This is a genomic window from Planctomicrobium aquicomposti, from assembly GCF_051466325.1.
Taxonomy (GTDB): Bacteria; Planctomycetota; Planctomycetia; order Planctomycetales; family Planctomycetaceae; genus Planctomicrobium.
Window position 1 is genome coordinate 295,485 of the sequence record NZ_CP195792.1, and the last position, 15,536, is coordinate 311,020.

Sequence of the window (15,536 nt, forward strand, 5' to 3'; positions counted from 1 at the left end):
CTCGTCCCGCAACGGTTCCGGCTGCGGAAATCGAACTTTCAGAGTCGCGGCAGTCGGTGCTGTTCGCCGGCGAAAGCACCTTCTGGTGGCCCGGATTGCGGTGCACAACTTGTGTCAGAACAGCGTCTTATGGATTGTTCCGCAGAGAGGTTTCCGCCAAGTCACGCTCTGCAGGACGAGGAAAATTCCGGGTTTTCGGAAGGGCTGGCACGAGGGAGTTTCGACTCTGATTCGACCAGTCCAATCCACTCGCAGCGGACGTTGTTTTCAATCGGGAAGCGCACTCGCGTGCAGGGAAAGCGCAGCCTCGTTCAGTCGAGGTCGCGACGGGCCCGCTGATACCGGGGCTGTCCGTGCCAGCCCAGCTTGCGATGGAGCACGCTGTAGAAATTGTGTCCCTGCAGTCGCACGAGCTGAAACGCGACCGGGGCTTTGCGGATGGTGACCTCATCACCCGGTTCAAAGGGAACGCGAATCTGACCATCGATGACGAGCATGACTCCCGGCGGAGGATCGATGGCGGTCAGCAGATAGTCGGAGTCGGCCCGGTCGATGATCGGCCGGATGGTGAGGGTGTGCGGACAGATGGGGGTCACGACGAACGCCTTCAGGTCCTGCCGCAGGATCGGTCCGCCGGCGGAGAGGTTGTGAGCCGTCGATCCGACCGGGGTGCTGACAATCAGTCCATCGCCGCTGAAGGTGGTGACCACTTCACCGTTGATCGACAGCATGACGTCGAACAGCGACAGTGACCCTCCGGCCAGTATCGCGGTTTCATTCAGTCCCAGATAAGTGGTGCTCGCGCCGCTCGCTTTCTTGTGCACGCATTCGAACATCAGGTGCGAGACAATCTCGTACTGACGGCTTTCCAGCTGCGGCATCAGCGTCTTGAATTCATCAGGCGAGAGGTCTGCCAGAAATCCGAGCCGTCCGAGATTCAGCCCCAGAATGGGCCGCTGCCGATGGCCGAACATCCGGCAGGCCCGCAGAATGGCTCCATCGCCACCGAGCACGACCGCCATGTCAGCGTCGGCACAATCCGAGCAGTCCTCATCGGTCCGCAGAATATCGACGATCTCGATCGCGGGACGTTCATCCAGAAACGCTTTCAGATCCTGCAACGCGGTCTGGACGCGGGCATTCGAATCGCGGGCGATCAACAGCAGTCGAAGTGGGTTCTGAGACATGGCGACATCTTATCGTCAGCCTCCATCCGGAACAAATTGACTGCCGGGATTTCCCCGATCGTCATCACCGCTCCCCGCAGCCGCGAAGGACCGACAAGCCTCAATCGGGAATGCCGACCGGCTTCTTCTGGAAATACCACCATTCCGCCAGCAGCAGACCAAAGGCCACGAAGGCAAACTTCGGCCACAACGGCTTGTCTTCCTGCAGGCGTTTCTCCTCCGCAGCGACCGACAGCTCGTTGAACTGGATTCTGTCGACACTGGCCAATGAGGTTTCACCAGGATTCAGCAGCGAGGCTCCGATCTTCTCCAGGGCATGTCCCCCGGAGTCAATCTCATACATGCCGACCTGCGCAGCCTCAATTCCGAGTAACTCTCCCTGATCGTTGGCTGTGCGGGTTTCCTTTGTTCCATTTGGAAAGCGGACCTGATACTCCCCCTTGGGGGTCACCGGGATCGGCGGGAGCACGCCGGTCGTGACCGACTGCAGTTCGCCGATCGAAGCGAGTTGCATCGCTTCCTTCAGCAGATTGGCGATCAGCACTGGAAAGCCGACCCGATACGGGAGGGTCGACCGATCGGGGTGAAACAGGAGATAGTACGTCAGTCGCGAGCCTTCCCGCTTGCGCAGAATGGCGGGAGCTTCGCTGCCAAACGCCAGCAGATCGAACCCCTGTTTTTCCAGATCGGAATTGGGGAGATCGGCACGTTTCTTGATCAAATTGGAGATCAGTACGTTCTTGAGCTGCACATGCTGCAACAGCGGAGCTTCACGCTGCCAGTCGATGATTTCGTCCGCTCCTTCTTCAATCTTCAGGCTTCCCGCGAGATCACGGGGGATCACCCCCAGCATCAGGCGGAGTGGCGATTCCCGGGACTCATCCTCAGCCTGATCGGAGATCAGCATGTCAAAGACCGAGGATGTCGGGGTCTTCCCCGGGGCGGGCTCCAGCCGGATTCCTTCCGTGGCTTCGAGGGCATGCCGAAAGACGGTGAGCGATTCCGGACAGTAGACCACCAGCTCCCGTCCCGGTGGCAGATTGAGCCAGGCCTGATTGTCGGAGGCGAGTGAGTCCAGCCCCTGTGGCTTCAGTGTCGCCACGAGTCGACTCGCCGAAGTTGCCGGCACTTGAAACGCGAGTCGCTGAGATTCTCCTGGTGACACAATGACATGTTCTTCGCCGACCACTTCGCCATTGGATGTCAGCGTGACGTCACCTTCCGAGCTGCCATGTACGGAACCATCGATACGGAGAAACACATTCCATTGGTCCACGGAAGCCCGGCGGGCATTGAAGGCGGTGATCCCCAGGTTGCGGCCTGCGGGAGGCGTCGGCAGAAAATCGACTCCCAGCGAGAGATCGATATCGACCTGTGCCTCCGGTTGACCGGTCACCGGGTTGGGACGGGTCGGCAGATTGCCGTCTGTATACAGGCGGACCCGCTGGATCGGCTGGGTCCGGGACAACGCCTGACAGAGCCGCAGTCCATCTTCCACACGGCCGGGGGCATCTTCCACCCGCAGATCATTGAGTGTCTGATGCAGCAGCGGCTTGTTGTCTGTGAATTCGGTGAGCCGACGGGTCGTGGCCCCGATGGCAATCAATGTCAGCTGCTGGCCGGGGAGCAGCCCGTCCACAACCCGCCGGATTTCTTCCCGGGCGAGATCGAGCCGCGATTTTCCATTCTCGTCCACGGCGGCCATGCTCGCGGAACAGTCAATGAGAATCGGAAGGTACAGCTGATCTTCGGCATTCCCCGGGACGAAGGGCTGCATGGCTGCCAGCGCGACCGCCGACAGCAACAGAATCTGCAGGAACAGCAGGATGTTGCGTTTGAACTTCTGGAAGGGGGAATTGACCCGTTGGTCGTTGATGACCCGACGCCAGAGCGCCAGCGACGACACCTCCACCCGACTGCGACGCAGTTTGAGGAAGTAGAAGATGATCAGCGGCACCAGCAGCAGAAACAACCACGCTCCGGAAGGAGCGAAGAAGTGCGGGAACCAGGCTGACAATGTCAAAGGCATTTCAGAACCTGCAGGGACGCGGTAGGGAAAACATGGGATCGAACCTCATCAGCGGACCCAGCCGCGACGCACAAACTGATCGAACAGAACATTCTTCAAATCACTGTCGCTCGACAGCGACAGGAAGCGGCCGGCACGTTTGCGGCATTCTCCCGCCAGAGATTCCTCCAACCCGAGGCGATGCTGGTGATACAGGCCGAGCAGCTCTCCCACTGAGGAAACGTCGAGTGTCTGACTGGTTTCAGAATCGACAAACCGCAGGTCGCCGGTCAGCTCCGGATTGATTTCCGTCGGTCCGAGAATCTGGATGCCGTGAATCTCCAGCCCGGCTCCATGCAGCAGGTTGAAGGACCGGCCGATGTCCCCGAAGGTCAGAAAGTCCGAGATCACAATGGCGATTCCCTTACCCCGGTGATGCGCCAGCACGTTTTCAATCGATTGCTCGATCGGAACGTCACCTCCCGGCTGCAGATTCTCCAGAAAGGCGAAGAACCGCTTCAGGCTGGCCCGGCCGCTGCAGGGTCGCAGCAGCGGAGCGTCACCCGATTTGCGAGCGCAGGGGAACACGCTGATCTTTTCGACATTCATCAGCCCCATCACTCCCAGCGCGGCTGCCAGTTGTCGCGCCAGTTCGAACTTCCCTTCCGACTGCATGGAGCTGGAGGTGTCGAGAATGATCGGAACGTGCATCTCCTCTTCATGCGCGTACAGCTTGAGATAGGGCTGATTCAGTCGCGAGAAGATGTTCCAGTCGACATAGCGCATGTCATCGCCCGGAACATAGTCCCGGAAGTCGGAGAACTCGAGACTCGTTCCCCCTTTGCCCGAGAGATGTTCACCCCGCATGCGGTTGGTGCGGCGCCGCTGCGGATTGAGCCGCAACCGCTCAGCGCGGGCCAGCACATCGTTCGGGAGCAGCCTCGTAAATTGTGTTACCGCGACAGACATCTCGTTACCTGTTTCACGTCATCCGGTTCGCAAGGGGCAAAGCCGACTCTCCCTGTCTTACGCCGCCTGTTCCGGCAGAACCTTCACGCACTCCTCGATCAGCTTGCCGACCTCGATGTTCTCCGCCTGCCCGTCGTAGTTGAGCAGGGCACGATGCTTGAGGACTTCGTCAGCGAAGTGACGAATGTCGGCAAACGAAACGTGAGCCCGTCCCTGACTCAGAGCTCGCACGCGGGCAGCGCGGATCAACGCCTGGGCTGCGCGAGGCGAAGCTCCCCAGCGGATAAACCGCTTGACGCCCTCGGGAGAAAACTCGGTCTCCGGATGTGTCGCCAGCACCAGTCGGCAGGCGAAATCGCGAATCGGTTCGGCGACGACGACCTTCGCCAGCACGCTGCGCAGATGCATGATCCGTGGACCATCGAGCACCTTGGCCACCGTGACCTGCTGCCGGAGGATCGTCCGGTTCACAATTTCATTGAGCTCTGTCCGGGTGACGAACGGAACATCGATCTTGAAGAGAAAGCGGTCCAGCTGCGCTTCGGGGAGGGGATAAGTTCCCTCCTGCTCCAGCGGGTTCTGTGTCGCCATGACGAAGAACGGCTGTTGCAATGTGTACTGCGTTCCGGCGGTGGTGACGGTTCCTTCCTGCATCGTTTCCAGCAGGGCCGACTGGGTCTTGGGGGTGGCCCGGTTGATTTCGTCCGCCAGCAGCAGCTGGGTGAAGATTGGACCTTTGCGGAACTCGAAGTGATAGCGTCCATGGGAGTCCGACTGCATGATGTTGGTGCCGATGATATCGGCGGGCATCAGGTCGGGAGTGAACTGGATCCGGCGAAACTCGAGGTCGAGCACCTGCGACATCGCCTTGATCAGTTCGGTTTTCCCGAGTCCCGGGACCCCTTCCAGCAGCACGTTTCCCCCGCAGAAGATCGCGGTGAGCGCAGCTTCGATCACCCGTTCCTGACCGACAATCACCTTGCCGATCTCGCTGCGCACGAGATTGAACGTTTCACGAAAGTCATCGGCTTCCGCCTGCAAGGCTTCAAGTTGAGGTTCGCTCATGGCGGTTGGTCCTGATCGAGGGAAAGTGCTGATCCATGCCTGCCGGGAACGGTCACAGCGACCGGCCGGATTATTTTTCTTCTTCGCGTTTTCGTTTGGCCCGCAGCAGCCGACTGGTCATCGACTCCTCTTCGCCGTCTGATGCCGGGGGTTTGGGAGTTGAGGGGGGAGTGATCGTCCGAGCCGTCGGTGCCGGTGGGGCGGTGCGTGGCGGAGGCACCCCCGTGGCGGGAGTCAACGGTGGTCCATCAGCCCGTTTGAGAGTGCTGCTGACCTGTTGCTTACGGGCCAGCAACGCTCCCATCGTGCTGCCGCTGTCTTCTTTCTTTCCCAAGCCGAGCTTCTGCCGGATGACCGACCAGTCGATCTGCACTCGGCGGACCGCCACGTCCAGCGGAATCAGACAGGCCAGAGCGATCAGGAACCAGTCGAAGATCGGACGTGAACTCTGCTTCGGCTGGCGACGATTGAAGATGTCCGCAGCGGTCGAACCGGCTGTGAGTTCTTCTCCCCCCGTCGACTGCTGGATCTGACGGAGGTTGCTCCAGTTGGACGTGAACTTCAGAAACTCGGGCGAGTAAGCCACGACAAACCCACCCAGCACCCGGTCTTCCCGTTCGCCCGCCTTGCCGATCGCCGTCACCTGATAGCGTCCTTCATCGGTGACCGGAAAGGTCCCCTGATAGCGTCGCGGTCCCACCTGCTTGAGCGGAATCGATTTCTGCATGTTCCGGGGACCGCTGACCTGCGCCACCACATCCAGGAACTGCTCCTGGGGGGCGAAATCTTCAACCGTGATTGTCCCTTCCCCCCCGGAGTTGTAGGTCCACATGCGGAGTTGTCCGGCCCGACGGACCCGCGAGACCCGGGACATCAGTTGTTTCACAAAGGCGCGATACTGATCCCAGCGGACCCAGTCGCGGGCCCACTGATTCGAGAGTGATGACGTAAAGGCGGCTGTCGTCCCCAGCCCATATCGCCAGATTGCCAGCACGGGATCTTTCTCATCCATTTCTTTTTCATTCAGGACGGTAAACAGCACATTCTCCGTCAGCGCATTCTCTTTGAGCGTTGTCAGCACCAGCCCATGCAGGGGGGGCATCGCTTCGATTCCTTCCAGGATCACCGACGGATAGCCGACCTCGGGCCGCAGTTCCTGCTCCTGAATCATGCTGCGCTTCAGGGTCTTGGCTTCCTTGATGAAGATGGAGGGCAGCTCATTCGGATCGGCGGGGAAGTAGTAGCGGCCCCCGGTGGCGTTCGCGATGCTGCGGAGCAGGCCGACCTCCTGCCCCCCATGCGGAAAGATGGCGACGGTCGAAATGCTGATCATGCTCTTTACATAGGAATTGAGCAGCGCGGGGGGTGGAGGACTGGGGTCTCCGTCCGAAATGACAATCAGATGCTTGGTGGCGGCATCGCTGTTGAGGAGTCCCTCGTAGGCCATCTGCATCGTCGCGCCGAAGCCGGGCATGTCGCCGATGGAAGCGGCGTTGATCTGCGGCACCAGCCTGTCGTATTCCCCCGCCGGTGTGAGCCGGAAGATCCATTGTTCCGGCGGACCGTAAGCGATCAGGCCGACCTCATCCTGTGCTCCCAGCACTTTGATCGCCTGCTTTGTGATCCGCTTGGCCCACGTGTTCCCTTCGGGGAACTCGCAGGTATGGAGAATGATGGCGAGCGCCCCTTTGGGAAGAATTTTCTTCTTGGTGATGTCCATCGTGACCGGCAGCATCTCTTCCACCACTGTCCGGTGATATCCCCCCGGGCCGAAACTGTTGCGGCCTCCGACCATGAGGAACCCGGTTCCCTGATTGAAGACCGCATCACGAATCGCAGCCAGCACGGTCGGGTCGACAAACGCATCCTGTCCGACATTCGCAAAGATGATGCAGTCATAGGGCAGATAGGAGAGGGGATCGTTCGGGCAGTCGAGGGCGTCCAGGAAGTCGACCGAAAGATCTCCCTCTGAGAGTGCCCGCGCCAGCTGCGCGAAGTCGCGATCATCTTCCCGGAACGGGTCGCGGACGATCAGGACCTTGCCTTCGCCTTCCACATAAATATAGCCGACCGCCCTGTTGTTCTCGGCACGGCCGTCGGTTCCCTCTTCGGGAATCAGTTCCGCCTGATACTCGTAATACCCCGCCCCCCGTAGGAAGATCGGGATATCGATCCGGTTCTTCCCCTCTTTGAATTCGATGTCGAAGGGCTTGTCGGCGACCGGCTTGCCGTTCTCGGTCAGCTGGAGCTTCGCCTTGCCCGCTTTCAGCGAATTCAGCACGATCGAGGCTTCGTACGTCTCGCCGATTTTGACCGTCTGCGGCAGTTCCATCCGCTCCAGCCAGACTTCATTCTCATAGTGATACGTGACCGGCAGGATATCGACGGCAATGCCCCGCGACTGCAGCTGGGCAATCACCGGTTTCAGATTGCCCGCCGTCTCCGAGCCATCGCTGATCAGCACGATTCGTCCCCGGGTTTCTTCGGGCAGAATGGCTGCTCCCAGCGCGAGGGCCTGTTCCAGATTGGTGGCGTCGCGGTCGATGCGGGAGTTGAGATAGATCGTCCCCTCGGGCGAATTCTCATCCAGCGGGAACGATTGTTCGGGGGGGAGTTCCACGGCCGCCGAGCTGCCGAAGATCACCAGCCCCGCCTCATCTTTTTCCGGCTTGTCGACCACGGTTCGACTGACGAATTTCAACGCTTCGTTGACCTGATCGGGATGGATCGACGCCGACATGTCGACCGCGTAGACCACCGACAGGGTGTCACTCGTCCGCACCGCTCGCGGTTCCGCCAGCAGCATCGCAAACAGTCCGAGCAGCGAGAGTCGGACCACCAGTGCCTGCGCTGCCCGGCGACGATTCAAGCCACTCCAGCCGTTCAGGGACATCCACCAGACCCAGAGAGCGGTCAGCATCCAGAGAAATCGCCACGGCTGGGTGAAGGTCAGCCCTCCCAGCTGGAAGTCGGTCAGCCAGATCTTCAATCTCTGCAGCCGTTCCAGCAGACCGGCCTGACTGAGCAGCAGACGCAGCAGACCGATGACCCAGCCGACCACGACCGCGGCGGCGTGAGCGCAGGCGGTTAGCACGACATCGAAGTAAACGACGGCTGCCAGGCACGCCGTTTCCAATGCCAATCGCAGCCAGCTGCGCCAGTCGTGCAGCTGGCCGCGATAACGTGTGAACCAGTAGCCGGTCAGCGCCAGACCGGTTCCCAGCATCAGCCAGTGCTGACTGCGCAGGTAGGTCGCCGGTTGGGAGAGTCGCCAGATCAGCACGCCATAGGCAAACAGGAACAGCAGGAGCGGCAACATGTCGGCCAGCGTGATCGCTCCGCGCGAGGGCGGGACGAGTCGACGGACCAGCTGACCGACTTTCGCGAAGAGCTTCATGGCTGCAGCTCCACCACGCGTCGATTTCCCGTATCCGCCACGACGACTTTTCCTGTGCGGTTCACTGCGATGCCCCACGGTGTCCAGAACTGCCCGGCACCCCGCCCTTCCGAACCGTAATGCCCGATCAGTTTGCCCTCGGTTGTCAGCTGGGTGATTCGACCCGCTCCGTATTCTGCGACAAAGAGCGTCCCGTCCGGAGCCAGAGCGATGTCGTAAGGATATCGCAAATCACAGCTGTTGGCGTCTCCCACGACATTCAAAAAGGTCCCATCATCGCGAAACGCCAGCACGCGGGAATTCAGGGCATCGGCTGCGTACAGAATGCCGTCTTTCCAGCAGATAGAACTCAGTCGCTGAAACTCACCCGGCTCGGTTCCCGGTTTTCCGAACGCGCTGAGAAACTGTCCGTCCGCGGTGAATTTCTGGATGCGGTCATTACCGCCGTATTCGGCGACGTACAGGTTGCCGGAGGGATCCTGCACCACCGAGACGGTGTAGATGAACTGCCCGGGTCCTTCCCCCTGTTCTCCGAGTGTGCCGAGAACGTGCCCCTCCCGGTCGAAGAACATCACGCGGTGATAGTGGGTATCGGCGACGGCGATCCGGCCATCGAGCAGCAGCCAGGCCCCTTCCGGCTTGCCGACCTTGTATTCCGGCATCCACCAGCGACGGATCAGATTTCCGTTCTCGTCGTAGACGATCACCCGGCCGGCATTGTCGAGAATGTACAACTCTCCCTCGGGGCCGAACGTCATCCCGCGCGGTGCCGGAAGCATCGCCCCTTCCGCCGGCACGCAGTAGGTGCGGACCGGCTGCAATGAGAGCTGGGGGCTAGTGTCTTCATTTTCCACGCAGCCACAACAAAGGCATAGCATCAACCAGAGCCAGCAGGAGAGAATCCGCAGCGAGATCGACAGTCCCGGCTGCAATGTGTTCCGACCGGCAGGGCGATGATAAATCGTGCGGGTCGACTGTGTGACCGCATGTCTGAGCCGGGTCTCGGCGACGGCGCCGGTAAACTGATGTCGTTCGACCACCAGCGGGGTTCCCGGCTGGGGAAGGAGCTGGAGTCGTTCTGGTCTCAGGCAGCCAGAGATCTGCTGAGGGAACCAGTGTCGAGACTCCTCCGCGGTGAACCAGTTACAGGGGCCGAGAAATCCCGCCGTGACTTCATCGGGGGGTGAGTCATAGAGTTCACTGATCGGCCCCTGCCAGAGAACTTTCCCGGCCTGCAGGCAGATCGCCTGATTGGCCAGCCGCAGGGCGACTTCGATCGAATGGGTGCTGAAGATCAGGGTGCTTTGCTGCTGCTGCAACGCCGCTTCGACAGCGTCCCAGTATTGGGGGAGTCGACGGCTGTCGATATGTGCCAGGGGTTCATCCATCACCCAGACTGCCGCCTGCGAGGCAATCGCCCGGGCGACCGCGAGTCGGGCGCGCTCTCCCATCGAGAGCGTTTCGGGGTACTGCTGCGCGATGCTGGCGAGGTCAAAGTCGGTGAGCAGTTGCTGCGTTCTGTCGGCTGACGCGGGCCCTTCCGGAATGACCACCGCAATCTGTTGCCGCACCGTTAAGCCGGGCCAGAGACCGGCATCGGCCGGAACCCAGGCCAGCGGCATTCCCGGGGCTGGCCGTTCCTTTGCAGCAGAGGCTGAGAATCGCAGCGTTCCTTGTCCCGGTTGCTCGAACCGCACCAGCAGGTTCAGCAGCGATGTTTTGCCGGCGCCCGAATCGCCGAGAAGCGCGGTCACTCCGGCGGGAATCTTCAGGTCCGCGATCTCCACCCGGGGCCTGTGCTTTGGCCCGAGTCGAATGTTCTCCAGTTGCCAGACATCGCTGACCATAGTCACCGCGGACGAAAGAGAATCGGACGGACCAGCAGCAGAAGACCTGTCAGACAGATCGGCAACGCAATCGCCAGCACCAGTTTGGCCCCCAGTGCGGAGATTCTTCCATAGTGCAATGCATTGTAAAGAACGAGACCGACCGGAGCCATTCCCGGCATCGCCAACAACACCGGCAGCATCGCCTCCAGATAAATCCAGAAGCCGGTCAACAGCGCCACCGCCAACCAGCCGAGACCCTGCGTTCTCCAGGCAATCTCCGCGGCACTCTGCTTCTGCGGAAGGCTGTCGGAAGCGCGCAGCAGTTCCAGCTGGTGATCCGCACTGTCGGTGGTCAGTTGTGAGAGACAGCAGAGCATGACGGCCGTTCGCGGCAACACCGCCAGAGTTTCACCCAGAATCAACGGGAACGGTGTTTCGTACGCCCAGCCCAGGCCGGGCGTTTGAAAAAAGGAGAGCCACAGCAGACCGCAGGTCAGATTTCCGAGCAGTCCGGGAAGCAGCAACGCCCCACCGCAGGCCAGCCGCAATCCCAGTCGCAGCGACCTCCTTCCGGCCGGGGCCGTTTCATCCTCCCTGTGCGGGCCTTTTCGTAGAATCAGCAACGAGCCGATGAGCAGCGCCAGTCCGCCGCTGGTGACCGCCAACAGCCCGGCGTCCCCCAGCTCCTCCCATGTGGAGCGCTGATGAAAGAGCGCCGGCCACCCCTGCCGGGCTCCCCGCCAGAGCTGCCGGGCCGGAAGCAGACAGACAACAACGAGCCCCAGCAGAATCCCGCCCCAGGCGAGCCAGTCCACTAACAAACCCGAAGCGGGAACGCGCTGCACCCGCAGCGAATTTCCTTCCCGCGTCGAACGCGCACTGCCTGCAATCCACAGGCCGACCGGAATCAGCGCGGGCAACTGGAGCAGCAGCGGGAGAACAGCCAGCTGAACGGAGGCCTGCCAAGTCAACCCGGCTGCGTGACGGGTAAACAGCCACTCCGTCCAGGACCGCGTCTGCATCAGGGCCGCCAGATCCGCCTCTTGAAATGCCAGGAGATAGATCGCAGCAGCGGCAGCGAGTCGGTTTCGCGCATGCGCCCGCAGCCAGAGCATCCAGCGACGAACGCCTCGCGGCTGATAAAGTCGCTGGCAGTACAGCGCTGATTCGGAAACCGCCGGTGCCGGGGCGAACCATAACATCAGGGCCGCCACCGGGATCGTCTGGGCGGCGACGATCACGGCATACAGCAGTTCCTTTCCCCACGGAAAGTGAATCAGCGACATCGCCGTGTCGCGATAGCAATAGCCGGTGACCAGCGACGGAGTCACGCAGGGAATCAGGAGACCGAGCCAGGCCATTCGTGCCTGTCCTGCCGACAATGTTCGCAGCCAATGCACCAGCCGGATTGCTGCGGCTGTGCCGATGACCATCAGGACCAGACTGCGCAGCAGCGACGATCCAACCGCTGCGACAAATGTCACGGAGCCGACTCCTGCAGCAGCCAGGCCAGACACTCTTCTCGTGCCTGGGCGAACTGCTTGATGTCGATGGCATTGGCCGACCAGTCGACCAACAGCTGCACATCGGCGGGAAGTTCTGCTCCCTCCACCGGCCCGAGGGGAATCTGTCGAGCCGCGGAATGCGCGAGTTTCAGTTCAACATCACGTGAGAGAAGATAGTCCACGAGCTGCTGCGCGGCCGCGAGGTTCTTCGACCCGCGAATGATTGCGACGCTGTTCGGAATACAGATCGTCTGACGTTCCACAAAAATCGGAAGCATGCCGACCGGCTTGCCGTCGTCGCGGCCCACGAAGAAATCGTCGGTGTCGGTCCAGCCCAGATCACAGACTCCCTCGGCCACCACGTTCTTGACGGTCGCGTTTCCGGGGACGATTTTGATTCCCCGATCCCGCAGAGACTGGTACCACGCTTTGGTTTTCTCCGGTCCCCAGAGGCCCCACAGAATGCTGAAGTGGGAGAGAGTCGTTCCGTACAACGGCAAGGCGATTGCCACACGTGAGAGATCGTTGTCTTCGAATCTCTGTTCGGCTGCTCCCTGATCGACCGGCAGTTTGTCTTGATTGATGATCCAGACCCGGAGCCGTCCGGCGAATCCGGTCCAGAGACCCTCATCATCTTTGTAGCGGGCTGGAATCCGTTCATAACCCGGCCCCTTGTAAGGCTGGAGGACCCCCTGCCGGGCCAGCTGCATGGTTCCCAGTGTCTGATTATTCCAGAAGACATCGCAGCGGGGCTGGTCTTTCTCGGCGATCAGCCGCTGCACCAGTCCGAGAGATTTGTTGGCTTCCGTGTCGGGAACCAGCACAACGGGAATTCCCGTTGAGCGTTCGAAGTCCTCAATGATCTCTTGGGAGAATTCGATGTCGTGAGCGCAGTACACCACCAGTGCATCGGCCCGACGCATCCCGATCGAGATCCAGCCGAACACCAGCACCGCGACGAGAAGTCCTCCCAGAATCCACCGCATGTTGGACTGATTCATCAAGAAGTGCCCGGTCGAGCCTGAGGAAACGTTGACGCCAGCTGCGTAGGGGAAACTCGCGGCCGTTACTTCTGCAGAGTATCGAAATACTTCTTGATCCCCTCAACATAGCCGGGGGGAATTTCTTCCTGATCGATGGCATCGTCGAGGTTCTGCCGGATCTCACTGACAGCACCGCTGAACTCCTGCTTCTGCATTTCGCCCGCTTCGGACAGCCCTTTCGTCTTGAGCGACATCAGGATCTTGCCTTTCTGAATCGCGGACTTCGATTTCTCGTCCACGAATTTCGTGTCGACGGAATCGTCTTCATCAACTTTGCTGCCATTCCCCATGCCCCTGCCGCCACTCCCTTCGCCGTCCCCTTCTTCACCGTCACCTGAACCGTTGCGCTGCGCCATGAGTTCTGCGTACATCTGGGCATAGTCTTCGAGCGACATCTCCCCTTCGCCGTTCTCACCCGGTTCTCCCTCGCCGGGCTTCTGGCCGAGTTTCCCTTCAGCGTTCAGCTTTTTGGCCATGCTGATGACTTCCAGCGCTTTCTCCATGTCCTTCAGGTCTCGGGCAGATTGAGCGAGCATTTTCATCTCCTGCTCTGCCACCTCGAGCGACTCCTGCAAAGCCTCCTGAGCTTCTTTGCTCATGCCGGTCTGCTTGGCGGATTCCAGTTGCTCCATCGCCCGCTGGAGTGCGGCGGTCAAGTTGGGTGAACCGGTCTCTTTGCGTGCGAAGTCGGACATCTCTTTCAGCTGTTTCTGGATCTTCCGTTCCAGCTCGGTCCTCTCCACCGGATCGTTCGTTTGCGCCAGTTGCTGCATCTGCTGCTTCAGCTCGTCGAGTGCCTGCTGCATCGCCTTGGTTTCCCCTTGCTGCAGTTCTTTCTGCCACTCGCGGAATTTGTCGAGGTCGTGCAGCTGGCCGAACTTCTGCTCACTGTCCATCTTCTTGAACAGGGGGCGTAGTTCACCGGCATTCAGCTTCCGATACATCTCGCCGATCTGTTTCTGCTGTTCGTTCAGACGATCGAGATTCTGTTTCTTCTGCTGCGGCTCGGTTTTGGCCAGTTCTTTCTTCAGCTGGGCGACCGCCCGCTCCACTTCTTCCGAGTTCTCTTTTTCAACATCTTTCTGGGCCAGCTGCGCCTTGCGTTCTTCCGTGCGGGCTTTGGATTCTTCGAGCAGCTTCTGTGCAGATTCCACCTGCTTCGCGCTGGCAACCTTGCCGAACGGATCGAACGTCGGCACAAAGAACGCTCCGATCAGCAGCAGAGAGAGTGTCGCCGCTGCAGCCCACGAGGGACGTTCCCACTGAAAAGGAACAACCTGTGCCGGCTGGACTCTCCGGGCGGCTGCTTCGACATCCCGCTCGACCAGTCCCCGATAGTCGGATGTCGACTTGTCCAGCGTCAGATAGGTGAGGAACAGATCGTCGGTTCGCGTCGAGACATCGACAGCGCGGGCGGCATCCGGGCGCTGCACGCGGCCGGGCCAGAGAAGACCGGTCAGGAGTGCCAGCACCGGAACAGTCGCCACGGACCAGGGGCTGAACCATTCCGGGAAGGCTCCTGTCAGACGGCCCACCAGCAGCAGCACCGCATACAGCGCGGCAAAGATCAGCAATGCGCGGAATGCCCGTGCGCTGATCTGACGAAGAGTCAGCCGTCGCTGCACCCGTTTGAGCACCAGTTCTGTCAGTGAGCTCTGTGACATGTTCCGCCCTCCCCCGCGTGTGCGGTGTGCGCAGGGTGTGGTTCACCGGCTGCCGCAACACGTCTTACGTCTTCGAGAATACGACCTGTTGGGGGAATCGGCAATCAATGAATCGTGTTCTGCGACAATGCGAAGCGCGCGGACTCACCGGTCGATCGCCAGAGCCCCGAGCACAATCAGCTGCTGCAACAGTTCCGCCAGAGCGTGCCGCTGTCCCGGATCCACACGCCCGAGCACTTCTCCAATGGTGATCTCCTCGGTGGTCAGCAGGCGGACCCAGCGTTCCGTTGCCGCGTCCATAGCAATGGTCCGCACCTCACGTTGGGCAGGGAAGAGGAGCGCCCGCAGGGGCGTGCCGTCTTCCGCTGCGGGAAGAACTGCCCAGACATGACACGGGTTGAAGTGCAATCGGGCTCCCGGATCGCGCGCAGCGAGCAATTCGCGTGAACCCGGTTTTTCGACCAGCAGTTGAAACCGGATGATCGCCAGCTGCCGCTGCAGCAGAGAGTATTCTGTCGGCTGCCGCAGACGCAGCGAGATCAAGACCTCTTCCTGCTCACGAGTCACTTCGATGTTGTCGTAAAGCCAGTCTATGAAACCGTCTGCGTCGCTGTGGACGCAGTGGGTTCTCCGTGGCGGCACCGAGCGCAGATAGGTTTTGATCAGTCGGTGGAGCGACGGAAACGTCTCGTGGAAGGCTTCCGGTTCTGGAATGAGAGACGTGAGCGAGTCGTGGCGGGATGTCGTAGACCGGAGGGAAAAGAGGGGGACCGGAGGGGCGGCTGCGAGCATGCGAATTCCTGTCACGGAAGGAGGCGGTGGAGGTGCCGCGAGTGCGACGATCGTGACGGGCGATTACGTCGACGCTC

10 protein-coding genes are annotated in these 15,536 nt (G+C 60.6%); all 10 read right to left on the reverse strand.

The genetic code is table 11. From position 1 onward, the window contains the following. Nucleotides 1–311: 311 nt before the first annotated feature. The 10 genes from SH664x_RS01140 to SH664x_RS01185 all read right to left on the reverse strand — a co-directional run bounded on the left by SH664x_RS01140 (nucleotide 312) and on the right by SH664x_RS01185 (nucleotide 15,459). The gene (locus SH664x_RS01140) at nucleotides 312–1,187 is read right to left on the reverse strand and encodes an NAD(+)/NADH kinase (protein ID WP_437204298.1); all 876 of its coding nucleotides are present in this window, start codon (nucleotides 1,185–1,187) and stop codon (nucleotides 312–314) included. A 100-nt stretch (nucleotides 1,188–1,287) separates the two neighbouring features. After that, entirely contained in the window at nucleotides 1,288–3,216 is a 1,929-nt protein-coding gene (locus SH664x_RS01145; RefSeq protein WP_437204300.1) for a BatA domain-containing protein, read from the reverse strand. 48 nt (nucleotides 3,217–3,264) lie between these two features. Then, a complete protein-coding gene (locus SH664x_RS01150; RefSeq protein ID WP_437204302.1) occupies nucleotides 3,265–4,164 on the reverse strand; it encodes a DUF58 domain-containing protein in 900 nt (299 codons plus the stop codon). Nucleotides 4,165–4,221: 57 nt separating this feature from the next. Further along, nucleotides 4,222–5,229: an AAA family ATPase gene (locus SH664x_RS01155; protein WP_437204304.1), complete on the reverse strand. Its 1,008-nt coding sequence runs from the start codon at nucleotides 5,227–5,229 to the stop codon at nucleotides 4,222–4,224. 70 nt (nucleotides 5,230–5,299) lie between these two features. Further along, a complete protein-coding gene (locus SH664x_RS01160) occupies nucleotides 5,300–8,626 on the reverse strand; it encodes a VWA domain-containing protein (RefSeq protein WP_437204306.1) in 3,327 nt (1,108 codons plus the stop codon). Next, nucleotides 8,623–10,473 carry an ATP-binding cassette domain-containing protein gene (locus tag SH664x_RS01165; protein WP_437204307.1) on the reverse strand — a complete coding sequence of 617 codons (1,851 nt, stop codon included), beginning with the start codon at nucleotides 10,471–10,473 and terminating at the stop codon, nucleotides 8,623–8,625. The genes SH664x_RS01160 and SH664x_RS01165 overlap by 4 nt, the downstream gene beginning before the upstream one ends. A gap of 2 nt (nucleotides 10,474–10,475) precedes the next feature. Further along, a complete protein-coding gene (locus tag SH664x_RS01170) occupies nucleotides 10,476–11,939 on the reverse strand; it encodes a hypothetical protein (protein WP_437204309.1) in 1,464 nt (487 codons plus the stop codon). Next, nucleotides 11,936–12,961, reverse strand: coding sequence for an extracellular solute-binding protein (locus SH664x_RS01175; protein ID WP_437204310.1), 1,026 nt, complete (start codon nucleotides 12,959–12,961; stop codon nucleotides 11,936–11,938). The genes SH664x_RS01170 and SH664x_RS01175 overlap by 4 nt, the downstream gene beginning before the upstream one ends. Nucleotides 12,962–13,026: 65 nt before the next feature. After that, a complete protein-coding gene (locus tag SH664x_RS01180) occupies nucleotides 13,027–14,667 on the reverse strand; it encodes a hypothetical protein (protein WP_437204312.1) in 1,641 nt (546 codons plus the stop codon). Nucleotides 14,668–14,811: 144 nt separating this feature from the next. Next, nucleotides 14,812–15,459, reverse strand: coding sequence for a hypothetical protein (locus SH664x_RS01185; protein ID WP_437204313.1), 648 nt, complete (start codon nucleotides 15,457–15,459; stop codon nucleotides 14,812–14,814). Between the last annotated feature and the right edge of the window lie 77 nt (nucleotides 15,460–15,536).